This is a genomic window from Roseateles sp. NT4 (genome assembly GCF_051857475.1).
In the GTDB taxonomy this organism is placed as follows: domain Bacteria; phylum Pseudomonadota; class Gammaproteobacteria; order Burkholderiales; family Burkholderiaceae_C; genus Pelomonas.
In genome coordinates this window covers 213,472-236,103 of sequence record NZ_JBPZGZ010000007.1, presented here as the reverse complement: position 1 = coordinate 236,103, position 22,632 = coordinate 213,472, and the positions used below count along the sequence as shown (strand labels likewise).

The following is a 22,632-nucleotide window of genomic DNA, read 5'->3' as shown; positions in this document are numbered from 1 at the left end:
TCACGGGCGGTCGTCCTGATCGCCTGGCGCCACCGGCCTCCACAATGGCCGGATGGTCCTACGCTGGCTGCTCGCTCTGCTCGTCTTCACGACGCTGCTGGGGCTATATGCCAACGAATACTGGATGACCCGCCATCTGGCGCTCGACGGGCGCGGGGCTGGGCAGCATCTCGAGATCGTCGACGACCGCAGCAGTGGCGGCAAGAGCGAAGCCAGGCTGGAGGCGCCCGCCGGCGGTCCGGTGGGCATGCGCTGCGACATCCGCGCCGGCTATGAGTGGCCCTACTGTGAGTTGCAGATCGAGATCAAGGGTCGGGCGCTGGACCTGCGCTCTTTCAGCCACATCCGTCTGTCGCTGCACGCCGAGGGCCCGTCGCTGGACCATGCTGCCGCCCAGGTGCGCGTCTTCCTGCGCAACGCCAATCCGGCCTATTCCAAGCCCGGCGATGCCGAGAGCCTCAAGCCCCAGGAGGTCACCTTCGCGCCCAGCGCCCAGGCCCGGCCGGTGGAGCTGCGGCTGTCCCAGTTCGCCGTCAGCTCCTGGTGGGCCCAGACCCACCAGCTGCCGGTGGCGCTGGTGGGGCCGGAGATGGACAGCATCCGCGTCATCAGCTTCAGCACCAGTGGCCAGGTGGCGCCGGGCCAGCACCTGATTCGCGTGGACCACGCCGAACTGGTCGGCGACTGGGTCGCGCCCGAGACCTTCCGCCTCGGCCTGGTCGGCCTGTGGATGTTCAGCCTGCTCGGCTACCTGGTGTGGGAGAGCCGGGCGGTGCATGGTCGGCTGCGCATGTCGATGAAACGTTCGCGGGCCCTGGAGAAGATGGCCCTGCGCGACCCGCTGACCCGCGTCGCCAACCGCGATGGCCTGAACCGCGCGCTGGAGCTGCTGCTGCAGGTGCAGGGCGACATGAGTTTTCCGCTGTCGGTTGTCTTCGTCGATGCCGACCACTTCAAGCGCGTCAACGACGAGCATGGCCACGAGGTCGGCGACCAGGTGCTGGTGCTGCTGGCCCGCACCCTGCGCGCCAACCTGCCGCGTGACGACCTGCTGGCGCGTTGGGGCGGCGAGGAATTCGTCATCGTCATGCCGCAGACACCGGCCGAGGAAGCCATGGCGGTGGCCGAGCGGCTGCGCCAGGTGCTGGCGCGCACCGAATGGCCGGCCGGCCTGAAGGTGACGGCCAGCTGGGGGGTGGCCCAGGCGACGGTTGCGGCCGATGTCGACATGGCCCTGCGCGAGGCCGACCAGGCCATGTACCGGGCCAAGCACGAGGGTCGCGACCGCGTGATATCGGCTTCGGCATAGATTGCCAAAAAACCTGCATCGGCAGGTCATGAAACGCGGCGTAACCTACAGGGTTCCCCCTGGAGACTCGCCCTCATGGAAAAGAACAACGCTCCCTACACGGACAAACTCGCGCCTGCCGAAGCCGCACTGCGCGAGGCGGCCCTCGAGTACCACCGCAGCCCGACGCGCGGCAAGATTTCGGTCACGCCGACCAAGGCCCTTTCCAACCAGCGCGACCTGTCGCTGGCCTACTCGCCGGGCGTGGCCTATCCCTGCTTGGACATCGAGCGCGACCCGTCGCTGGCGGCCGACTTCACCTCGCGCGGCAACCTCGTCGGCGTCATCACCAACGGCACGGCCGTGCTGGGCCTGGGCGACATCGGCCCGCTGGCCGCCAAGCCGGTCATGGAAGGCAAGGGCTGCCTGTTCAAGAAGTTCGCCGGCATCGACGTCTTCGACATCGAGCTGGCCGAGCGTGACCCGGACAAGCTGATCGAGATCATTGCCGCGATGGAGCCGACGCTGGGCGGCATCAACCTCGAGGACATCAAGGCGCCCGAGTGCTTCTACATCGAGCGCGAACTGTCCAAGCGCATGAACATCCCGGTCTTCCACGACGACCAGCACGGCACGGCCATCATCTCGTCGGCGGCCCTGCTGAACGGCCTGGAGCTGGTGGGCAAGGACATCGCCACTGTCAAGGTCGCGGTGTCGGGCGCGGGGGCCGCGGCCATCGCCTGCCTGGACGTCATGGTGGGCCTGGGCGTCAAGCGCGAGAACGTCTTCGTCTGCGATTCGCGCGGCGTCATCCAGAGCGAGCGCGAGGATGCCAAGGCCGGCAAGCTGGACGAGTCCAAGCAGCGCTATTGCCAGATCAGCACGGCCCGCACGCTGGCCGACGTCGTCGACGGCGCCGACGTCTTCCTCGGCTGCTCGGCGGCCGGTGTGTTGACGGCCGACATGGTCAAGACCATGGGCACGCAGCCCATCATCCTGGCCCTGGCCAATCCCGAACCGGAGATCCGCCCCGAGCTGGCCAAGGCCGTGCGGCCGGACTGCATCGTGGCGACGGGCCGTTCGGACTATCCTAACCAGGTCAACAACGTCCTCTGCTTCCCCTACATCTTCCGCGGCGCGCTGGACTGCGGCGCCACCAAGATCACCGAGGGCATGAAGCTGGCCTGCGTGCGCGAGATCGCCGCCCTGGCCAAGGCCGAGACCAGCGATGAGGTGGCCGCGGCCTATGCCGGCCAGGAGCTGGCCTTCGGCCCCGACTACCTGATCCCCAAGCCCTTCGACGCGCGGCTGATCCTGCGCATCGCGCCGGCTGTCGCGGCGGCTGCCGCGGCCGATGGCGTCGCCACGCGCCCGGTGGAAGACCTTGCCGCCTACCGCCACTCCCTGGAGCGCTTCGTCTACCAGACGGGCATGTTCATGCGCCCGGTGTTTGCCGCCGCTAAGGCCGCGCCCGCCCGCGTCATCTATGCCGAAGGTGAGGACGAGCGCGTGCTGCGCGCCGTGCAGGTGGCGCTGGACGAAGGCCTGTGCAAGCCGACGCTGATCGGCCGGCCGGAAGTGCTGGCCTCGCGCATCCAGCGCGCCGGCCTGCGCCTGAAGCTGGGCGACGATGTCGCCGTCATCGACCCCGAGGACGACCCGCGCTTCCGCCAGTACTGGGAGGCCTACTACGCCCGCATGAAGCGCAACGGCTTCACGCCGGAGATGGCCAAGTCGGCCGTGCGCCGCTCCAACACGGCCATCGGCGCGCTGGCCATCGAGCTGGGCGATGCCGACGCGATGATCTGCGGCATGGTCGGCCGCTTCGACCGCCACCTGGAGCAGGTCAAGGATCTCATCGGCCTGGCGCCAGGCGCCCGCCAGTTCGCGGCGATGAATGCGCTGATCCTGGAGCAGATGACGCTCTTCATCACCGACACCTTCGTCAACGACGATCCGAACGCCGAAGAGTTGGCCGACATCGCCGCGATGGCTTCCGACGAGGTCAGCCGCTTCGGCCTGCCGCCCAAGCTGGCCTTCGTCAGCCATTCGATGTTCGGCTCTTCCACACGCCCGTCGGCCGTCAAGATGCGCCGTGCTCACGAGCTGTTCGCTGCGGCCCATCCCGACATCGAATGCGATGGCGAGATGCATGGTGACGCCGCCCTGTCCGAGAGCGTGCGCCAGGCCTTCCTGCCGGACAGCAAGCTCACGGGTGCGGCCAACCTGCTGGTGCTGCCGACGCTGGACGCCGCCAACATCCTGTTCAATGTGCTGAAGATCAGCGCCAGCCATGGCGTGACGGTCGGCCCCATCCTGTTGGGCGCGGCCAGGCCGGTGCACATCCTGACGCCGTCGGCCACGGTGCGTCGCATCGTCAACATGACGGCCCTGGCCGTCGCCGAGGCCAACGGGGTACGCCGCTGAAGCCGGGGGGCGCGGGGTTTGCAGCCGGCGAGCGTCCGGATACCCTGCAAGCGTGAAATCGAGCGTCCACCCCTTTCGCCGCCTGCTGCTGGCCTCGCTGGCCGCCGGTGCGGCGGCCCGGGCCGATGCGGCCGATCTGGTGCTGTACTACGAAGAACGGCCGCCGCTGATGAGTCGCCAGGACCAGCAACTGACGGGCGTCCAGGGTGCGCCCGCCATGGCCGTGCTGCAGCGCGCCGGCATCGCGGTGGATCTGCGCGAGGCGCCGGTGGCCCGCCAGGTCGCCATGATCACCCGCAATGCCGAACCGGCCTGCGCCCTGGGCCTGTACCGCACCGCGGAGCGCGAGAAGCTCGGCAAGTATTCGCGCCTGCCGGTCTACAGCAGCCCGCCGCAGAGCCTGATGATCCGCAAGGATGGCCGGCTCAGGGATGTACACCGCTTCGCCGGTGTCGTGCAGTCGCCGGCCAACACGCTGGTGCTGCGCCTGGGCTATTCCTACGGGGCCGAGACGGACAGGGCCCTGACAGAGGGCAGCGCCAAGATCATCCGCTCGTCCGATCACAGCCTGGCGCGGGCCCGCGCCGTGCTGCTGGGCATGGCGGACGCGACGCTGTTCACCGAGGAGGAAGGCGAGGCGCTGATCAGGCAGTTGGGCGACGCCGGAGCCGCCCTGGAGCTGCGCCGCCTGCCCGATGCACCACCCGGCGAAGGGCGTTTCTTCTTCTGCAGCAAGGCCACGCCGGACCGGCAGATGAAGGCCATCGACGAGGCGATGGCGTCGCCTCGCGCCATGCCCTAGCCGGGTGAGTTGCTGTCCAGCGACTGGCGGGCCGGCCAGAAGACGGCCGCACCGAACTGCGCCAGCGCCACGCCGGCCAGGATGATTCCCGCCGCCAGGATCTTGTGCAGAGAAAACGCCTCGCCGCCCCAGGCCCAGGCCGTGATGCCGGCGATCAGCGGCATCAGATAGATCAGTGGCGCCGTGCGGGCCACGCCGCGCTTCTCGTTGGCCCAACCCCAGGCCAGCCAGCCCAGGAAGCCGCCGCCAATGACCTGCCAGGCCAGGCCCGGCCAGATCCACGCCGGCTGGGCCGGCCAGTCCATGGCCAGCAGGGCCGGCGAGCACCACAACAGCATGGGCAGGGTGCAGATCAGGCTGCCATAGCCCAGCACCGTCACGCCGCCGTGGTGCTGGATCAGCGGCTTGCTCGCCACCGTGTAGTAGCTGAACAGGGCGGCGGCGACCAGCAGGGTCAGGTCGCCCAGGCCGGCCTGCCAGTCCGCGGCCAGCAGCTTGTCCGACGTGAACAGCAGGGCGCCGGTGGCGGCCATGGCCACGCCGGCCACCTGACCGCGCGACAGCGTCTCGATGCCGCTGAAGCGCAGGATGAGCAGCGTGAACACCGGGCCGCAGGCCAGCAGCACGCTGGCGCTGAAGGCCGTCGAGCCCTGCATGCCATAGGCCGACAGCAGCAGGTGCAGGCCCTGGCCGATCAGCGTCAGCCGCACCAGCGGCCAGATCTCGCCGCGGTCCAGCCGCGGCCAGCGCAGACCGAAGCGCCAGCACAGCAGGGTGATGGCGCAGAAGGGCATCAGCAGATAGCGCAGGCCCAGAAAGCCGGCCGGGCCGACCTGGGTGAACAAGGCCTTGGACAGCGGGAAGTTCAGGCCCCAGGTCAGCACGACGGCGAGTGCGGCGATCAGCGGGGCGGTGTGTCTGTCCTTCATATCGGCTAGCATATTCTCATATGAGAGAAGAATTCTCCAATGTGAGCGAAGAAGGCCAGTTCGAGCGCCAACTGGCTGAACGCCTGGCCGCGCTGCGGACCCAGGCGGGCTGGTCACTGGACGAGCTGGCCACGCGAAGCGGCGTCAGCCGCGCCACGCTCTCCCGGCTGGAGCGCGCCGAGACCAGCCCCACGGCGACCCTGCTGTCGCGCTTGGCCCGCGCCCACGGTCTGCCGTTGAGCCGCCTGCTGGCCGAGGCCGAGACCCTGCCGGTGCGCTTGCTACGCGCCGCCGACCAGCCGCGCTGGCACGACCAGCAAAGCGGCTTCGAGCGCCTGATGCGCTGCCCGCCGCTGGCCGGCTTCGCCACCGAAGTCATCGAGGGGCGTCTCGCCGCCGGCGCCGAACTGGTCTACGACGAGCCCACCGTCTCGCGCCTGGAGCACCACCTCTGCCTGCTCGACGGCAGCCTGCGCCTGACGCTGCAGGGCCAGGTCTTTGAACTGGTCGCCGGCGACTCCATCAGCTTCCGCTGCCTGGGTCGCACCGTCTTCACCAACCCCGGGCTCGAGTCAGCGCGCTATCTGCTCGCGATGACGGTGGCCGCCCTGTAACTGGAATCGAACCACCATGACCGCCGACCTGCCCGTTCGCCTCGCCCCGCTCGACCCCGGCCACCCCGACGCACAGCGCCTCATGGCCTTGTCCGAGGCCTATATGAGCGCCCTGTATCCGAGCGAAAGCAACCATTTCGAGCCGGCCGATGGCCTGCGTCCGCCGGGCGGCAGCTTCCATGGCCTGTGGCGCGGCGAACGACTGGTCGGCTGCGGCGGCGTCAAGGTCTTCGAGGCCGACGGCTATGGGGAGATCAAGCGTCTTTTCGTGCTGGACAGCGAGCGCGGCCGTGGCGTCGCGCGGCAGCTGATGGCTCGGTTAGAGGCCGACCTGGTCGAGCGTGGTCTGCGCATCGCGCGGCTGGAAACCGGCATCCACCAGCCCGAAGCCCTGGCCCTGTACCGGCGCCTGGGCTATGTCGACCGCGAGCCCTTCGGCGGTTACGCCCCGGACCCGCTGAGCGTCTTCATGGAGAAGTCGCTGCCCTGAAACGCGGCGAAACTTGGGCGGGGCTGCGCGGACCATAATTCCGCGCCACCAGATAAGTTGAGACAAGCCATGACCCGCGCCACCAAGATCGTCGCCACCCTCGGCCCCGCCTCCAACACGCCGGAGGTGCTGGAAAAGATGATCCGCGCCGGCGTCGACGTCGTGCGGCTGAACTTCTCCCACGGCAAGGCCCAGGACCACATCGACCGGGCCACCATGGTCCGCGCCGCGGCCGAGCGCGTCGGCAAATCGGTGGCCATCATGGCCGACCTGCAGGGCCCCAAGATCCGCGTCGGGAAGTTCGAGAACGGCAAGATCGAGCTCATCCCCGGCGCCCCCTTCATCCTCGACGCCGACCGCACCGAGCTCGGCAATCAGGACATTGCCAGTCTGGACTACAAGGAACTGCCGCGCGACGTGAAGCCGGGCGACACCCTGCTGCTCAACGACGGGCTGCTGGTGCTGACCGTCGATCATGTGCGCGGCGCCCAGGTCCACACCACGGTCAAGCTGGGCGGTGAGCTGTCCAACAACAAGGGCATCAACAAGCAGGGCGGCGGCCTGACGGCGCCGGCCCTGACGGCCAAGGACATGGAGGACATCAAGACCGCGATGTCTTTCCAGTGTGAATACCTGGCGGTGAGCTTCCCCAAGAACGCCACCGACATGGAGATGGCCCGCCAGCTGGCCAATGTGGCCGGTGAACCCTGGCGCCACAAGCCGGCCATGATCGCCAAGATCGAGCGCTACGAGGCCATCCCCCACCTCGAGGCCATCCTGAAGGCCAGCGACGGCATCATGGTGGCGCGCGGCGACCTGGCCGTGGAAGTCGGCAACGCCGCCGTGCCGGCGCTGCAAAAGCGCATGATCAAGATGGCGCGCGAGCTGGACAAGGTGTCCATCACGGCCACGCAGATGATGGAGTCGATGATCGTCAACCCGGTGCCGACGCGCGCCGAGGTCAGCGACGTGGCCAATGCGGTGCTGGACGGCACCGACGCGGTCATGCTGTCCGCCGAGACCGCCGCCGGCAAATATCCCATCGAGACGGTCGAGCAGATGGCCAATATCGCGCTGGAGGCCGAGCGCGCGGAGTTCGTCAGCCTGGACACCGACTTCGCCGGCCGCCAGTTCGGCCGCATCGACCAGTCCATCGCCATGGGCGCGCTGTTCACCGCCTACCACCTCGGCTGCAAGGCCATCCTGGCCTTGACCGAGTCCGGTTCGACGGCGCTGTGGATGAGCCGCCACCGCATCCAGGTGCCCATCTTCGGCCTGACGACCCAGGCCGTCAGCCAGCGCAAGATGGCGCTGTACCGCAATGTGCTGCCGCTGTTGATGGCCAAGTTCGACGACCGCGACCAGGCCCTGGCCGCCGCCGAGAAGATCCTGGTCGACCGCGGCGTGCTGATGCCCGGCGACACCTATGCCATCACCTGCGGCGAGCCCATGGGCTATCCGGGCGGCACCAACATGCTGAAGGTCTGTCGCGTCGGCTGAAGAGCCGATGGACATCAAGGTCCTGTTCCCGACCCTGGTCGCCGTCAGCCAGGCTGACGCGGCCACGATGGCCGCCATCGAAGCCGAAGTGCTGGCCCAGGAAGGCCGTATCAAGTCGCTGCTGAAGCCAGCCTGGGGTGACCAGGTCTGGTCCTCCTTCGAGGCCGAGCAGCATCTCTTCGTCGCGGCCGGCCTGCACAGGCTGCGCGAATTCGTCGAGACCGGCATCCTCGAATTCGTCGCCCGCACGCGCGAGTCGGCTGGCCCCATGGCCTTTGTCGGCGAGTACTCGCAGAGCTGGATCAACGTGACGGCGCGCCACGGCTACCAGGAGCGCCACAACCATGAGCGCGAGGCCGTCGGCCTGCCCATCAGCGGCGCCTTCTACTTCCGCACCAGTGGCCGCGACGGCGACCTGTCCATCATGCCGGTGGACATGCAGACCAGGCTCTTCGACCCCGAGGTCATCGCGCCGGCGGTGGGGAGGCTGGTGCTGTTCCGCTCCGAGGTCTTCCACCGCGTCGGCGCCAATCTGACCGACTCGGACCGCGTGTCCTTCAGCTTCAACTACCTGTTGCGGCCGGCTCAGTGACTGTGGCCGACATGGCTCTTGGCCGGTAGTTCCGCGCCGGGCTCGGCCAGGCCCTCGAGGATGGCGCAGGCCGGCTCGTCGCCCTTGCAGCGGGCGCGCAGGGCGCGCAACTCCTTCTCCAGTTCCTGCAGGGCGGCGATGCGCGCGGCGACGTGGCCGATGTGCTCGTCCAGCAGGGCATGCGCCTCGCCGCCATGCTCCCCGCCTTGCAGGGCCAGCAGGGCGCGCACCTCGGCCAGGTTCATGTCCAGGGACCGGCAGCGGCGGATGAAATGCAGGCGCTCGGCATCCGGCGGGCCGTAGACGCGGTAGCCGGCGTCGGTGCGCGGTGGCGCGTCGAGCAGGCCCTCGCGCTCGTAGTGGCGGATGGTGTCGACCGGCGTCGCGGTCAGGCGGCTGAGTTCCCCGATACGCATCTCACCATTCTCGGCTTGACTCTGGAGTGGCTCCAGGGTTTGCAATGGCGGCCTGCGCTACCCAAGGTCTTGCATGAGCCACGCCTGTCATCACCACTCCCACGATCACGACCACTCGCACCACCACGCCACCGGCAACTCGCCCGCCTACCGCCGCGTGCTCTGGGTTGCCCTGGTGCTGAACGCGGCCATGGCCGTGGTCGAGCTGACGGCCGGCTCGGTCGCCGGCTCGCTGGCCCTGTGGGCCGACTCGGCCGACTTCATCGCCGACGCGGCCAACTACGCCATCTCCCTGGCCGTGCTGGCCTCCAGCCTGACGCTGCGCGCCCGGGTCGCCTGGGTCAAGGGCGCAGCCATGGGCTTGATCGGCGTGGCCGTGCTGGCGCGGGCCGGCTGGGCCGCCCTGCACGGCGAACCGCCGCAGGCCTTCACCATGGGCGCCGTTGGCGTGGCGGCCCTGGCCGTCAACGTCGTCGTCGCGCTGATGCTCTACGCCTGGCGAGAGGGCGATGCCAATATGCGCGCCGTCTGGCTGTGCAGCCGCAACGATGCCCTGGGCAATATCGCCGTCGTCGCCGCGGCGGGCGCGGTGGCCTGGACGGGCTCGGCCTGGCCCGACCTCGGCGTGGCCGCGGTGATGGCCGTGCTCGCCCTGTCCAGCGCCCGCGTCGTCATGCGCCACGCGCGGGACGAGCTCAGGCAATCGCCAGCGCCAGCACCGTGAGGGCCATGGCCGCCGTCGCGGCCCAGCCCATCACGCGCAGCTTGCGGCCGATGACGTGGGGGCCCATGACGGCCGGCCGCGTTGCCAGCAGCATCATGGCGGCCATGATGGGCACGGCCGTGATGCCATTGAACACCGCCGCCCAGAACAGCTGCTTGACCGGGTCCAGCGGCGCAAAGCACAGGGCCACGCCGCCCAGCGTGGCGATGGCGATCACGCCATAGAAGCCGCGGCCCTCGCCGCGCTCCAGCTTCAGATTGAGGCTGTCGCGCCAGCCCATGACCTCGGCCACCGCATAGCCCGCCGAGCCGGCCAGCACGGGCACGGCGAGCAGGCCGGTGCCGATGATGCCCAGGCTGAAGAGCAGGGCGGCATGCTCGCCAGCGATGGGCTTCAGGGCCTGGACGGCCTGGGCCGAGGTCTGGATGTCGTGCACGCCGTGAGCGTTCAGCGTCGCGGCCGTGGCCAGCATGATGCAGAAGGCGATGCCGTTGGAGAAACCCATGCCGACATGGGTGTCCAGCTTGATGCGGCGCAGATGGCCGTGCACCTGTTCCCGGGACAGGGTCTTGCCGGCGCTGCCGCCGTTCAGGTCCTCGACTTCCTGGCTGGCCTGCCAGAAGAAGAGATAGGGGCTGATGGTGGTGCCGAACAGGGCGACGACCATCAGCAGGGTGTCGCGGTTCCAGTGCAATTGCGGATGCAGCGTGCGCATCAGCACCTGGCCCCAGTCCAGGCCCAGCACCGCCACCACGCCGACATAGGCCAGCAGGGCCAGCGTCAGCCACTTCAGCCAGCGCACATAGCTCTCGTAGCAGAGGAAGACCTGCATCAACACGCTGGCGATGCCGAAGCCCAGCGCGAAGAGCTGTGCCGGTCCGCCCACCAGCAGGTGCACGGCGGCGCCCATGGCCGCGATGTCCGCGGCGATGTTCAGCGTGTTGGCCGCCAGCAGCAGGGTGACAAAGAACAGCAGCACCGGCCGCGGAAATGCCTGTTTCATGTTGGCGGCCAGGCCCTGGCCCGACACATAGCCGATGCGGGCGCTGACGATCTGGATGGCCGTCATCAGCGGCAGCGTGAAGATCAGGCTCCACAGCATGCCGTAGCCGAACTGCGCGCCGGCCTGGGAATAGGTCGCGATGCCGCTGGGGTCGTCGTCCGCCGCGCCGGTGATGAGACCGGGGCCGAGTTGCCGCAAGGCTTTGCGCAGTGATGTCATGGCGGCATTGGGCATTTGGTGTGCCTGAAATCCGATGAGGAAAGCCTGCCGTCAGTCCCGGGCAAGCGGTCTGTCATACGGGTTAACCAGAATCGCACCATGCCTGCCGCGACCCGTCTCCCCGGCGCCAGCCTTGACGTGGTTCTGCCAGCGTTCAACGAGGCCGCCAACCTGCCCGCGCTGTTCACTCAGCTCGGCCTGCTCCTGGGTCGCCTGACGCCGCAGTGGCGCATCGTCCTCGTCGACGACGGCAGCAGCGACGATACCGCCGCCGTCGCGCTGGCCGCGCGCGCCGCGGGCCTGCCCTTGCGCTACGTCAAGCTGTCGCGCAATTTCGGCAAGGAGGCCGCTCTGACCGCCGGCCTGGCCCTGGCCGATGCCGACCGTGTGCTGCTGATGGATGCCGACGGCCAGCATGCCCCCGAGCTCATCGCGGCCATGCACGAGGCCTGGCTGCGCGGCGCCGACATGGTCTGCGCCGTGCGTGCCAACCGCGATGAAGAGGGGCCGCTGAAGCGCTTCGGCACGCGGCTCTTCTACCGCTTCGTCAACGCCTTCACCCAGCTGCACATCCCGCCGGATGCGGGCGACTTCCGCCTGCTGGACCGGCGCGTGGTCACGGCGCTGAACTCCCTGCCCGAGCGCAACCGCTTCATGAAGGGTCTCTACGCCTGGGTCGGCTACCGCACCGAGTTCCTGCCCTACACGCCGCGGCCGCGTGCCAGCGGCCGCAGCCATTTCTCGATCAGCCGGCTGCTGCATCTGGCCTTCACCGGCGTGACCGCCTTCAGCAACCTGCCGCTGCGCATCTGGAGCGCCCTGGGCGGCGTCATCGCCGTCGGCGCCCTGGCCTATGGCGCCTGGCTGGTCGCCGAGCACCTGCTTTATGGTCACCCCATCCCGGGTTGGCCCACCGTCGTCGTCGGCCTGATGTTCTTCAGCGGCGTGCAGCTGCTGTCCATCGGCATCATCGGCGAGTACGTCGGCCGCATCTTCGACGAGGTCAAGCAGCGTCCGGTCTACCTGGTCGCGCTGGACACGGGCAACCCGTCCTGATGCAGCCGCAGCGCCGGTTGACCGTCTGCGCCGACGACTACGGCCTCGGCCCCGCCGTGGACCGCGGCATCCTGGCGCTGGCCGAGCAGCGCCGCATCAATGCGCTGAGCTGCCTCGTCACGCCGCCGCGCTGGAGCGTCGCCGGTCCGGCCCTGCGCGACAGCAGCGTCGCGACCGGCCTGCACTTCAACCTGACCGAAGGCGTGCCGCTGAGCTCGGCGTTGCGTGAGCATTGGCCGCATTTCCCGAGGCTGGGAACGCTGATGACGCAGGCCTTTCTCGGCCGCCTGCCTGCGGCCCTGGCCGATGAATTCCAGGCCCAGTTGCAGCGCTTCGTCACCAGCGTCGGCCGCGCCCCTCATTTCATCGATGGTCACCAGCATGTGCATGCCCTGCCCGGCGTGCGTCCCATCGTGCTGGCCGCCGCGCAAAGCCTGGGCCTGCCGCTGCGCAACACGGGTCGTGTGCTCGGCCCCGGCTTCGCCTTCAAGCGCCGCGTCATCGAGGCCTGCGGCGGTCGCGCCCTGGCCGCCCAGATGCGGGCGCGCCGTGTGCGCGGCATGCCGGCGCTGCTCGGGGTCTATGGCTTCAACCCGCATGCCGACTACCGCGCCCTGATGCGCGGCTGGCTGCGCGAGGCGCCGGACCGGGCCCTGCTGTTCTGCCACCCGGCGCACGGCGAGCCCGAGCCGGGCGACGCCATCGCCGCGGCGCGGCTGAACGAGATGGCCTATCTGGCCGGCCCCGGGTTCGCGGCCGACCTCGCCGAGTTCGGCATCAGCCTGGCCTGAAGGTCCAGGCACGGTTGGCTGCAAAGCCGGCCAACATGACGACGAAGGTCGCGGCGGTCTGCGCCAGCAGATAGTGCAGCCCGGCCAGCACGCCCGCAGCCACCAGCCCCATGCCCAGCAGCGCGCCGGCGCCGGCCGTCACATGGAAGCGGCACCAGGCCGGCCACCACGGCCCCTGGTGGCTGAAGGTGTAGCGCCGATTGGCCCAGAAGGCGACCTGGGCGCCAAGCAGGGCACCTGCGCCCGAGGCCAGCCAGGCCGGCCAGCCCGCGGCTTCGACGGTCACGGCCAGCAGCGCGTAGTGGGCCGCCGTCGCGGCGGCGCCGACCGCCGCATAGCGCAGCAGCCGCTTCATGGGCAGGCCGCCGCCGGCGGCAGTTCAAACAGCGTCGCGCTGCGGCCGCTGAAAACGGCCCGTGCTCCGGGCAGGGCGGCGGCCGGCGGTGCAACCAGCCACAGGCGGCCGGGCCGGCAGCGCTCCTGCGCCAGCCGCGCAGGCGTCCACAGCACGGCCTCGCCGTGGGCGGGGTCGAAGCGCGCCGCGTCCATCAGCTCGCGCTGCCAGTTGTCACCGCCTTGGCTGCGCAGGGCGTCCCAGTCGGCCAGCACGGCAGGGGGCTGTGCGAGACGGGCCTGCAGGCGCAGGTCGAAGAAGGGCTCGTCGGTGACCAGCACGCGGTCGCCGGGTGCGAGGCGGGCCTGCAGGGCGGCGCCGACATCGGCATGGTCGGGCTTGCCCCAGCGCACGAGGGCGGGCACGGCGGCCACGCAGATCAGCGCGCTGACCATCCATGCCGCGCGCGCCCCGCGGCGATCGCGCCAGGCCTCAAACAGCAGCAGGGCCAGCGGCAGCAGCGCCGGCAGCACATAGCCGACCAGCTTGGAGCGCGGCAGCGAGAAGAAAACGATGATGACGGCGACCCACCACGCGTCGAAGCTGATGCGTCGCAGCGCCCCGGCCAGGCGCAGGCTGGCCGGCAGCGTGCCCAACGGCAGCACGGCGATGAAGAACCACCAGGGCTGCACATTGTTGAAGTGGGTGCCGGTGTAGCGGCGGAAATGCTGCTCGACGATGAAGTAGTCGAAGAAGCCGGCATAGCGCTGTTGCATGGCCAGCAGCCAGGGCAGGGCGAGAGCCGCGAACACCGCCAGCGCCAGCGGATGGAGTGCAAAGCGCAGCGCGGCCCAGCGACGGTTCCACAGCAGCCAGGGGAGCACGACCAATCCCGGCAGCACGATACCGATCAGCCCCTTGGACAGCAGGGCCAGGGCCATCGCAGCCCAGGCCGTGCACAGCCAGGCCAGGCTGTGCCGCGCGGGCGCCAGCGCGCGCCGCGCGGCGACGATGGCCAGCGAGATCCAGCCCGCCACCAGCATGTCGTGGTTGGCGTACTGGCCGGCCAGGTAGAACAGCGGCAGCACGGCCAGCGTGGCGAGGGCCTGGCGAGCGGCGTCCGGCCCCAAGCGGGCGCGGGCCTCGATCCACAGCGCCAGGCCCAGCACCCAGGCGCCGATCAGGGGTGCGGCGCGCAGGGCCAGTGGCGTGGGGCCGAGCAGCTGCATGGCCACGATGTCCAGCCAGTACATCAGCGGTGGCTTGTGGAAATAGGGCAGGCCGTAGAGGGTGGGCGTCAGCCAGTCGCCGCTGCGCAGCATCTCGTAGGCGACGCCGCCGTAGCGGCCCTCGTCGGGCAGGGCGACGGGCCGCCAGCTGGCCAGGGCGACCAGCCACAGGGCCAGCAATGCAAGAGGCCACCCGGCAGGCAGGCGACGAAGAAACGACGGGAACGCAGACATGCCACCAGCCTAGGCGGCCACCGTGACGGCGCTTGACGCCGAGCTTGTGCCGGGCTTGCGGGTAAGCGTCAGCGCCGGCGCGGAATGCGCCGCGTGCCGCCAACGGCCAGCGTGAAGAACGCGTCCTCGGCCATGCCGAGGTCGGCACGCTGGCGTTCCAGCTGCCGCGGCGGCTCGTCCAGCGATTCGTCGGTCAGCTCGAAGGTGCCCCAGTGCACGCCCAGCGACCGCTGGGCGCCCAGGTCGGCGTGGATCTTCAGCGCCTCTTCGACATTGACATGTTGGCTCTGCATGAACCAGCGCGGCTCGTAGGCGCCGATGGGGATGAGCGCGATGTCGAAGCCGCCGGCGCGCTGGCGCTCGGCGAAGCGCTCGCGGATGTCGCTGAAGTCGCGCGAATAGCCGGTGTCGCCGGCGAAGAAGAGCTGGCAGTCGGGCGCGAACACGGCGAAGCCGCCCCACAGCGTCTTCATGCGGTCGTTCAGGCCACGGGCCGACCAGTGCTGGGCCGGCACGAGGAAGATCTCCAGCTCACCGAGGCGTTCGGACTGCCACCAGTCGAGCTCGACGACGCGGGCGATGCCACGGGCCTGGAACCAGGCCTTGAGGCCGAGGGGCACGACGAAGAGGGGGCTGCCGCCGGGCTGGTGGGCCAGCGTGCGGCAGGAGGGCAGGTCGAGGTGGTCGTAGTGGTTGTGCGAGACGACGACGGCGTCGATGTGGGGCAGCTCGGCCAGGGCGACGCCCGGCGGCTGCTCGCGCTTCGGGCCGGCGAAGGAGAAGGGCGAGGCGCGCTCGGAAAAGATCGGGTCGGTCAGCAGGCTCAGGCCACCGAGCTGGGCCAGCACGGTGGCGTGGCCTATCCAGGTCACGGCCGGCTGCTGGGTGGCGCCGTGGTTGGCGTGGATGAAGGCCAGGTCGGCCGGCTGCGTCGGGATGGGTGCCAGCGGCCGCTTGGGCAGGCCCTGCCGCGCGGCATGCCACTTCCAGCGGATCACCTCGGCCAGGGACTTGGGCTCGAAGTCGCCGCGGTTGTTCTGGAAATGCCCGTCGCGGTGATGGGCCGGCTTGCTCACTTCGTCACGATGTCGCGATGGAAGAAGGCCATGCGAGCCAGCAGCTGGTTCTGCGTGGCGAAGGGGACGTTGGCCTTGTCCATGGCGCGCTGCAGATGCTCGACCAGGGTGTTGAAGTCGCCCTTGCCTATGCCCAGGTGGGCATGCGCGTCCTTCATGCCGACACCGTCGTAGATGCAGGGGCCACCGGCGACGACGCAGAAGTAGTCGGCCAGCACGCGCTTGAGGTGCTTCATGTTGATGCCGTCGAAGAAGTGCGCGATGCGCGCGTCCTGCAGCATGCTGTCGTAGAAGTCGTTGGTGAAGGCCTGAATGGCCTCCCTGCCGCCAAGCTCGCGGTAGAGGCGGTCGTCGGCCGGGATGGGCGCCGTGCCGGGCATGACCGTGCCGGGCTGGGACTGCGCCTGGACCAGCGGTGTCGCCAGGACCAGGGCGAGGGCAGTGAGCAGCAGGCGGAACTTCATCGTTCGGGCGTTGGGAGGACGACGGGCCAGTCTAGCGACGGCGCCCCGCAAACGGGGGGCAGGTCGCCGGCTTTTCGTGCGCCGGTCACGGTCGCACCCGCCTCGATCCACCCTGGGTGGTCATGGGCTTGGCGCCCGCGGCATGATTCGCCCCATGGTCAAGGCGTGGCGTCGTTGGGAGCGATGGGGGCTGGGCGGCGTGTTCGCCCTGCTGCTGTCCACGCTCGCCCGCGGCGAGCCACCGCGGCCCCTGGTGATGCTGGTGGAGACCAGCGCGCTGATGCCCCAGGCCCGCATCGAGGGCGACCGTGTCGTCGAGGGCCTGCACCTGGACCTGGGGCAGGCCCTGGCCCGCCGCCTGGGCCGCGAGCTGGTCGCCAAGCCGGTGCCGCGCAAGCGCCTGGCCGAGGCCCTGCAGCGCGGCGAGGGCGATCTGCTGTGCGACTACCAGAGCGACTGGCTGCCCGGCGCCTTTGCCTGGAGCCGGCCCTTCATCCCCGACCAGGCCCTGCTGATCAGCGCGGCTTCGGCGCCGGCGCCGGTGGCGCTGACCGCGCTGGCGGGCCAGCCCATCGGTACCGTGCGCGGCTATGTCTATCCCGAGATGGCGGACGCGCTGCGTTCCGGTTTCCTGCGCGATGACGCCCCCGATGCCGTGGCCAATCTGCAGAAGCTGGAGCTGGGTCGCGTGCGCCATGCGCTGACGGGCCGGCGCGTGCTGGAGTACCAGCAGCGCATCGGTCGCTTCCACCTGCCCCTGCATCCGCCGCTGGTCGTGTCCGAGGTGATGGCCCAGTGCGCGCTGTCGCCGAGCAGCCCGGTGGGCCTGGCGACGCTGAACACGGCCATCCAGGGCCTGGTGTCCGAGGGCGAGCTCAACCGGCTGTTTTCCAGATATCGCTGACCCCGGCGACTTCGCAGCGGCTTTCTATGATGCCCGCCATGAGGCGATGGCGCGTGATGGGGATGCTTTTCTGGATGGCCGGTCTGGCGGGGACCGCAGCCGGCGAGACGCCCCTGGTCATGGTGGTCGACACCAGTGCCGTCATGCCGGAGGCGCGCATCGAGGGCTCGCGCGTGCTGGAGGGCCTGCATGCCGATCTGGGCGCGGCGCTGGCGCGCCGGCTGGGTCGGCCCGTGCAGGTCAGGGCCCTGCCGCGCAAGCGCATCGCCCAGGCCCTGCAGAGTGGCGAGGCCGATCTTGTCTGCGACTATCAAAGCGCCTGGCTGCCCGGTCCCTTTGCATGGACCCGCGCCTTCATCCCTGACCAGACCGTGCTGGTGACAGCGGCCATGACGCCGGCGCCGGCGAGCCTCATGGCCATCGCGGGCCAGCCCGTCGGCGCCGTGCTCGGTTATGCCTATCCCGAAGCGGCCGCGGCCCTGGGCACGGGCCTGGTGCGCGACGATGCGCCGGACGCCGTGGCCAATCTGCGCAAGTTGGAACTGGGGCGCGTCTCGCATGTGCTGACGGGGCGGCGCCTGCTGGACTACCAGCGCCGCATCGGCAGCTTCACGCTGGCCCTGCACCCGCCGCTGGTCGTGGCCGAGGTGCTGGGGCAATGCGGCCTGTCGCCGCGCAGCGAGGTGACGCTGAAGGCACTGAACACCGCCATCCAGGGCCTGATGGCCGAGGGCGAACTGAATCGTATCCTCGGCAAATACCGCTAGCCCTCGGCAATCCGCCTGGCCAGATGGGCCAGCGCCTCTTCCACCTGGTCCACCAGCACCAGGCAGAGGTCGCCCGGCTGCAGGCGTGACAGCGCGCGGTCGATGGCGATGAACTCGCCGACGATCTCCTCGATGTGCTTCGTCCTCGAAGCGCCTTCCAGGCCCGAACGCAGCAGGGCCACGACCTCGCCGGCCTCACGGCCGCGCTGGCAGGCGTCTTCGTAGAGGATGACCTCGTCGAAGGCCGCGCCGAGGATCTCGGTCTGCACGCGGATGTCCTCGTCGCGGCGATCACCGGCGCCGCTGATGACGACACTGCGCGTCTTGGCCGGCAAGGCCGCCACGGCGCCGACCAGGGCCTTCATCGCGTCGCCGTTGTGGCCGTAGTCGGCAATGACGGTCGCGCCGCGGTAGTCCATGACGTTGAAGCGGCCCGGCGCGTTGTCGGCGTCGTTGGCGAAGCTGGCCACGCCGCGGCGGATGGTGTCCCAGTCCAGGCCTACGCCCCAGGCGGCGGCGACGGCGGCCATGGCGTTCTCGACCTGGAAGCCGATGACACCGTTGCGCGTGATGGGGATGTCGCGCAGCGGGATGCTCTCGCGCCAGACGCCTTGCGCGGCGACGAGCTGGTCGCCGTCCACGTAGACGCAGCGCTTGCCCTGGGCACGGTGGGTGGCCATCAGCGGGTGGTGGCGGTCGGCGGCGAAGTAGATGACCTGGCCGGGGCAGATGGCGGCCATGCTGGCCGTCAACGGGTCGGTCGCGTTCAGCACCGCATAGCCGTTGGGAGCGACGTTCTGCACGATGACGCGTTTGACCAGCACCAGGTCTTCGGCCGTGTGCAGGAAGTTCATGCCGAGGTGGTCTCCCGCGCCGACATTGGTGACGACGGCGACCTGGCAGCGGTCGAAGCCCAGGCCCTCGCGCAGGATGCCGCCACGGGCGGTCTCCAGCACGGCGGCCTCGACGTCGGGGTGCATCAGCACATTGCGGGCGCTCTTGGGGCCGGAGCAGTCGCCGCTGTCGATCTGACGGCCGTCGACATAGACGCCGTCGGTGTTCGTCATGCCGACCTTGAGGCCGCAGCTGGCGAACATGTGGGCGATCAGGCGCGTGACCGTGGTCTTGCCATTGGTGCCGGTGACGGCGACAACCGGGATGCGGCCGTCCTCGGCGCCGCCCGACTTCTGGCTGCTGCCGAACAGGTGGCCGATGATGCCTTCGCCGACATTGCGGCCCTTGCCGAAGCTGGGGCTCAGATGCATGCGCAGGCCCGGCGCGGCATTGACCTCGACGATGCCGCCGCTGATCTCCTCCAGCGGGCGCAGCACGCTCTCGGCGACCACGTCCACACCACAGACATGCAGGCCAACGACCTGGGCCGCGGCAATCGCACGGGCGGCCACTTCGGGGTGCACGTCGTCGGTCACATCGGTGGCCGTGCCGCCGGTGGACAGGTTGGCGTTGTTGCGCAGGATGACGCGCTGGCCCTTCTCGGGCACGGACTCGGGCGCCAGGCCTTGCTGGACCAGGCGCGCGACGGCGATGTCGTCGAAGCGGATCTTGGTCAACGAGGTGGCATGGCCGTCGCCGCGGCGCGGGTCGGCATTGACCTTGTCGACCAGTTCCTTGACGGTGTGCGTGCCGTCGCCGATGACGTGCGGCGGGTCGCGGCGCGCGGCGGCGATGAGCTTGTCGCCGATGACCAGCAGGCGGTAGTCGGAGCCGGGCAGGAACTTCTCCACCATGACGGGACCGATCTCGTCGGCCGCCTTGTAGGCTGCCGCGATGCCCTCGCGCGTCGTCACATTGACCGTCACGCCCTTGCCCTGGTTGCCGTCCTGCGGCTTGACGACGACGGGCAGGCCGATCTCCTCGGCCACGGCCCAGGCGTCGTCCACCGACTCCACCGGGCGGCCGATGGGCACGGGCACGCCGGCGGCCTGCAGCAGGCGCTTGCAGAGGTCCTTGTCCTGGGCGATGGATTCCGACACGGCGCTGGTCGCGTCGACCTCGGCAGCCCAGATGCGGCGCTGCTTGGCGCCCCAGCCGAACTGCACCAGGCTGCCCTGCGTCAGGCGGCGGAAGGGGATGCCGCGGGCGATGGCGGCGTTGACGATGGAACCGGTGGAGGGGCCGAGGCGGATGTCCTCGTCCAGCTCGCGCAGCTGGGCCAGCACGGTATCGGCATCGAACTCGCCGCCGTTCAGCGCCGCGAGCACCAGCTTCAGCGCATGCTCGAAGGCCAGGCGGCCGACGTCTTCCTCGCTGTACTCGATGACGACCTGGTAGGTGCCGGCCTCGGGCGTGACATGGGTCTGGCTGAAGGTGACCGGGCAGCCGGCCTGGGCCTGCAGGGCCAGCGTGGCCTGCTCCAGCACCTGGGCCAGCGAGGTGTCGGCGCGCAGCTCGCCGATGGTGGGGAAGAGCTGGCGCAGGCGGGCCTCGAAGCCGGGCAGGCGTTCGAGCGAGCGCTCGGCATCCTGGCAGTGCACGACGGCCTCGATGGTCGTGTGGCGGCTCCACATATTGGGGCCGCGCAGGGCGCGGGTGCGGGAAACGTCCATGTTCTGTTTATGCGAGGTGGAGTTCGGGGACGAAGGTGTCGAGGCCGGCGGCGATGAGCTCGGGCGAGATGCCCAGGGCCCAGGCGGCGGCCACGGCGGCCAGCAGCGTGGAGGCGTCGGTGGCCGCGGCGCCGAAGCGGCGCAGCAGGGCCTCGATATTGGCGCCGGGCGTCTCGGCGGGGCCTTGGGCCAGCACGGCGGCGCCGCCGCGCAGGAAGACGGCGCGGCCGCCGCGGTCGCGGTGGTGCTGGATGGCCTCCAGCGCACCGTCTTCGGCATAGAAGACGACCTCGCCGTCGCTGAGCTCGGCCATGTCCACAAGGCGTGGGTGGGCGGCATTCAGCACGCTGGCGCCGTCGCTGAGCACGACGTCGATCTGGGTGCGCAGCACCTTGTAGAGCTGGTCGCTGTCCTGTACGTCGAACTCGGCCAGGGCTTCGATGCCGTCCATGTCGGTCACGACACCGACCGCGGCACGGTCATAGGCCAGGCCGTCGCGCAGGATGGACGCGGGGTCGTTCTCGACGACGACGGCATTGACGCCGCGGTTCATCAAGAGGCGATGGGCGGCGTCCCAGCGGGCGCTGTTGCGCTTCTCGACGCGGCGCGTGCCCAGGAAGAGGCCTTCCTTGCAGGCCAGGCCGACATGGCGGCCGTTCAGGTGCAGCAGCCAGGCGACCAGGCGCGAGATCTGGTGGCCGCCGCGCGAGCCGGCCACGCCGACGATGGGGATGCGGCCCGACTCGTCTTCGGCGAAGAGGTGGTCGATGATGGCCTGGCCCACGGGCTGGGGCGCGCCGCCGGCGGGCTTCAGATGCATCAGCAGGCCCGGGCCCGCATTGACTTCGACGATGGCGCCGCCGGTCTCGCTCAGGGGCTTGGAGATGTCCTCGGTGACGAGGTCGACGCCGGCGATGTCCAGGCCGATGGTGCGCGCGGCCAGGGACACGGCATGGGCCACCTCGGGGTGGACCTCGGGCGTGCAGTCGATGGCGACATTGCCGTTGCGCTGGATCAGCACGCCCTTGCCAGCGGCCGGCACGGTTTCGGGCGTGACGCCCTGCCGCTGCAGGTCCAGCAGCACGACGGGGTCTTCGCCCAGCGTGATGCGGTTGAGCGGGAAGTCCTCGGTCAGGCCACGGCGCGGGTCGGTGTTGATCTGCAGGTCGATCAGCTGGGCGACGGTGTGCGTGCCGTCGCCATGCACCCAGGCGGCCTCGCCGCGCGCGGCGGCCACCACCTGGCCACCGACGACGAGGACGCGGTGCTCGTTGCCGCGGATATAGCTCTCCACCAGCACCGACGAGCCTTCCTTGTCGGCGAGTTCGAAAGCGGCAGCGCAGTCGGCCTCGTTCTGGATGTCCAGCGTGACGCCGCGGCCGTGGTTGCCGTCGCTGGGCTTGATGACGACGGGCAGGCCGATGTCCTGGGCGGCGCGCCAGGCCTCGGCGGCGCTCTTGACCTCCTCGCCCGCGGGCACGGGCACGCCCACGGCCTTCAGCAGGGTCTTGGTCAGGTCCTTGTCGCCGGCGATGCCCTCGGCAATCGCGCTGGTCATGTCGGTCTCGGCCGTCCAGATGCGGCGCTGGCGGGCGCCATGGCCGAGCTGCACGAGATTGCCGTCATTCAGGCGGATGTGGGGGATGCGGCGGTCGGTCGCGGCGGCCACGATGGCGGCGGTCGACGGGCCGAGGTAGCAGTCGTCCAGCTTGTCCCGCACCCGGGCGACGGCAGCGGGCACGTCGAATGCCACGTCGTTGATCATGGCCATGATCAAGGCATGACCCTCAGCCAACGCAGCCCGCGCGACCTGCTCGTCCCGCGCCCGGAACACCATGCGGTAGACGCCCCGCTGGCTGGTGCTGCGCGTCTGTCCGAAGCCGGTGGGCATGCCGGACAGGTTGAGCAGCTCGATGACGATGTGCTCCAGCACATGGCCGCACCAAGTGCCTTCGCGCAGCCTTTCCAGGAAGCCGCCACGCTCGCCGACGCCGCAGTGGTGTTCGATGAGGTTGGGCAGGGCGGCCGTCAGGCGGTCGTTGAAGCCGGGCAGCTGGTGGCTGGGATGGTCTTCCAGTTCGCCGAGATCCAGCCAGACTTCCAGCACCGGCCGGTAGGTCCACATATTGGGCCCGCGCAGGTAGTTGACGCGCAGCAGGCGGATGTCTTCTTTTTTGCTCATGAGGTAGGGGGTAGGCAGGGCCAG

Annotated in this window: 21 protein-coding genes; 12 read left to right on the top strand and 9 right to left on the bottom strand. The window is 69.8% G+C overall.

All coding sequences use genetic code 11. From position 1 onward, the window contains the following. Positions 1-52 precede the first annotated feature (52 nt). The 3 genes from ACS5PN_RS29775 (at position 53) to ACS5PN_RS29765 (ending at position 4,517) form a co-directional block, all read left to right on the top strand. The gene (locus tag ACS5PN_RS29775) at positions 53-1,309 is read left to right on the top strand and encodes a diguanylate cyclase (protein ID WP_439467642.1); all 1,257 of its coding nucleotides are present in this window, start codon (positions 53-55) and stop codon (positions 1,307-1,309) included. 75 nt (positions 1,310-1,384) lie between these two features. Further along, positions 1,385-3,715 carry an NADP-dependent malic enzyme gene (locus ACS5PN_RS29770; RefSeq protein WP_439467641.1) on the top strand — a complete coding sequence of 777 codons (2,331 nt, stop codon included), beginning with the start codon at positions 1,385-1,387 and terminating at the stop codon, positions 3,713-3,715. A gap of 52 nt (positions 3,716-3,767) precedes the next feature. Then, a complete protein-coding gene (locus ACS5PN_RS29765) occupies positions 3,768-4,517 on the top strand; it encodes a hypothetical protein (RefSeq protein WP_439467640.1) in 750 nt (249 codons plus the stop codon). Here the strand turns inward: ACS5PN_RS29765 and ACS5PN_RS29760 are convergent. Continuing rightward, complete coding sequence (locus tag ACS5PN_RS29760; RefSeq protein WP_439467639.1) at positions 4,514-5,446, bottom strand: DMT family transporter; 933 nt, start codon at positions 5,444-5,446, stop codon at positions 4,514-4,516. The two genes, ACS5PN_RS29765 and ACS5PN_RS29760, sit on opposite strands and share 4 nt — an antisense overlap. 20 nt (positions 5,447-5,466) lie before the next feature. Between ACS5PN_RS29760 and ACS5PN_RS29755 the strand changes: the two genes are divergently transcribed. The 4 genes from ACS5PN_RS29755 (at position 5,467) to ACS5PN_RS29740 (ending at position 8,642) form a co-directional block, all read left to right on the top strand. Then, positions 5,467-6,060 (top strand): helix-turn-helix domain-containing protein, encoded by a 594-nt coding sequence (locus ACS5PN_RS29755; protein ID WP_439467638.1) that lies wholly within the window; start codon positions 5,467-5,469, stop codon positions 6,058-6,060. 16 nt (positions 6,061-6,076) lie between these two features. After that, the gene (locus ACS5PN_RS29750) at positions 6,077-6,550 is read left to right on the top strand and encodes a GNAT family N-acetyltransferase (protein WP_439467637.1); all 474 of its coding nucleotides are present in this window, start codon (positions 6,077-6,079) and stop codon (positions 6,548-6,550) included. A 69-nt stretch (positions 6,551-6,619) separates the two neighbouring features. Then, entirely contained in the window at positions 6,620-8,050 is a 1,431-nt protein-coding gene (gene pyk / locus ACS5PN_RS29745) for a pyruvate kinase (protein WP_439467636.1), read from the top strand. A 7-nt stretch (positions 8,051-8,057) separates the two neighbouring features. Then, a complete protein-coding gene (locus tag ACS5PN_RS29740) occupies positions 8,058-8,642 on the top strand; it encodes a putative 2OG-Fe(II) oxygenase (RefSeq protein WP_439467635.1) in 585 nt (194 codons plus the stop codon). Here the strand turns inward: ACS5PN_RS29740 and ACS5PN_RS29735 are convergent. Beyond that, entirely contained in the window at positions 8,636-9,058 is a 423-nt protein-coding gene (locus ACS5PN_RS29735) for a Cd(II)/Pb(II)-responsive transcriptional regulator (RefSeq protein ID WP_439467634.1), read from the bottom strand. The two genes, ACS5PN_RS29740 and ACS5PN_RS29735, sit on opposite strands and share 7 nt — an antisense overlap. 73 nt (positions 9,059-9,131) lie before the next feature. Between ACS5PN_RS29735 and ACS5PN_RS29730 the strand changes: the two genes are divergently transcribed. After that, a complete protein-coding gene (locus ACS5PN_RS29730) occupies positions 9,132-9,782 on the top strand; it encodes a cation transporter (protein WP_439467633.1) in 651 nt (216 codons plus the stop codon). Here ACS5PN_RS29730 and ACS5PN_RS29725 read toward each other — a convergent pair. Then, the gene (locus ACS5PN_RS29725; RefSeq protein WP_439467632.1) at positions 9,754-11,004 is read right to left on the bottom strand and encodes an NRAMP family divalent metal transporter; all 1,251 of its coding nucleotides are present in this window, start codon (positions 11,002-11,004) and stop codon (positions 9,754-9,756) included. The two genes, ACS5PN_RS29730 and ACS5PN_RS29725, sit on opposite strands and share 29 nt — an antisense overlap. A 99-nt stretch (positions 11,005-11,103) precedes the next feature. Between ACS5PN_RS29725 and ACS5PN_RS29720 the strand changes: the two genes are divergently transcribed. Together ACS5PN_RS29720 and ACS5PN_RS29715 are read left to right on the top strand one after the other, a co-directional pair. Next, positions 11,104-12,060, top strand: coding sequence for a glycosyltransferase family 2 protein (locus tag ACS5PN_RS29720; protein ID WP_439467631.1), 957 nt, complete (start codon positions 11,104-11,106; stop codon positions 12,058-12,060). Continuing rightward, complete coding sequence (locus ACS5PN_RS29715) at positions 12,060-12,851, top strand: ChbG/HpnK family deacetylase (RefSeq protein WP_439467630.1); 792 nt, start codon at positions 12,060-12,062, stop codon at positions 12,849-12,851. Before ACS5PN_RS29720 ends, ACS5PN_RS29715 begins: the two co-directional genes overlap by 1 nt. On the opposite strand, the gene ACS5PN_RS29710 is transcribed toward ACS5PN_RS29715, so the two are convergent. The 4 genes from ACS5PN_RS29710 to ACS5PN_RS29695 form a co-directional block, all read right to left on the bottom strand. Then, positions 12,838-13,206: a GtrA family protein gene (locus ACS5PN_RS29710; RefSeq protein WP_439467629.1), complete on the bottom strand. Its 369-nt coding sequence runs from the start codon at positions 13,204-13,206 to the stop codon at positions 12,838-12,840. The genes ACS5PN_RS29715 and ACS5PN_RS29710 overlap by 14 nt on opposite strands. Further along, positions 13,203-14,648, bottom strand: coding sequence for an ArnT family glycosyltransferase (locus tag ACS5PN_RS29705; RefSeq protein ID WP_439467628.1), 1,446 nt, complete (start codon positions 14,646-14,648; stop codon positions 13,203-13,205). The genes ACS5PN_RS29710 and ACS5PN_RS29705 overlap by 4 nt, the downstream gene beginning before the upstream one ends. Positions 14,649-14,716: 68 nt before the next feature. After that, the gene (locus ACS5PN_RS29700; RefSeq protein ID WP_439467627.1) at positions 14,717-15,724 is read right to left on the bottom strand and encodes an MBL fold metallo-hydrolase; all 1,008 of its coding nucleotides are present in this window, start codon (positions 15,722-15,724) and stop codon (positions 14,717-14,719) included. Further along, a complete protein-coding gene (locus ACS5PN_RS29695) occupies positions 15,721-16,188 on the bottom strand; it encodes a group I truncated hemoglobin (protein WP_439467626.1) in 468 nt (155 codons plus the stop codon). Before ACS5PN_RS29695 ends, ACS5PN_RS29700 begins: the two co-directional genes overlap by 4 nt. A gap of 142 nt (positions 16,189-16,330) precedes the next feature. Between ACS5PN_RS29695 and ACS5PN_RS29690 the strand changes: the two genes are divergently transcribed. Together ACS5PN_RS29690 and ACS5PN_RS29685 are read left to right on the top strand one after the other, a co-directional pair. Continuing rightward, on the top strand, positions 16,331-17,092 hold the full coding sequence (locus ACS5PN_RS29690; protein ID WP_439467625.1) for a substrate-binding periplasmic protein: 762 nt from the start codon (positions 16,331-16,333) through the stop codon (positions 17,090-17,092). Between the two features lie 38 nt (positions 17,093-17,130). Continuing rightward, on the top strand, positions 17,131-17,859 hold the full coding sequence (locus tag ACS5PN_RS29685; protein WP_439467624.1) for a substrate-binding periplasmic protein: 729 nt from the start codon (positions 17,131-17,133) through the stop codon (positions 17,857-17,859). Here the strand turns inward: ACS5PN_RS29685 and cphA are convergent. Continuing rightward, positions 17,856-20,426, bottom strand: a complete 2,571-nt coding sequence (cphA, locus tag ACS5PN_RS29680; protein ID WP_439467623.1) for a cyanophycin synthetase — start codon at positions 20,424-20,426, stop codon at positions 17,856-17,858. The two genes, ACS5PN_RS29685 and cphA, sit on opposite strands and share 4 nt — an antisense overlap. A 7-nt stretch (positions 20,427-20,433) precedes the next feature. Beyond that, positions 20,434-22,608, bottom strand: a complete 2,175-nt coding sequence (locus ACS5PN_RS29675; protein ID WP_439467622.1) for a cyanophycin synthetase — start codon at positions 22,606-22,608, stop codon at positions 20,434-20,436. Positions 22,609-22,632 lie beyond the last annotated feature (24 nt).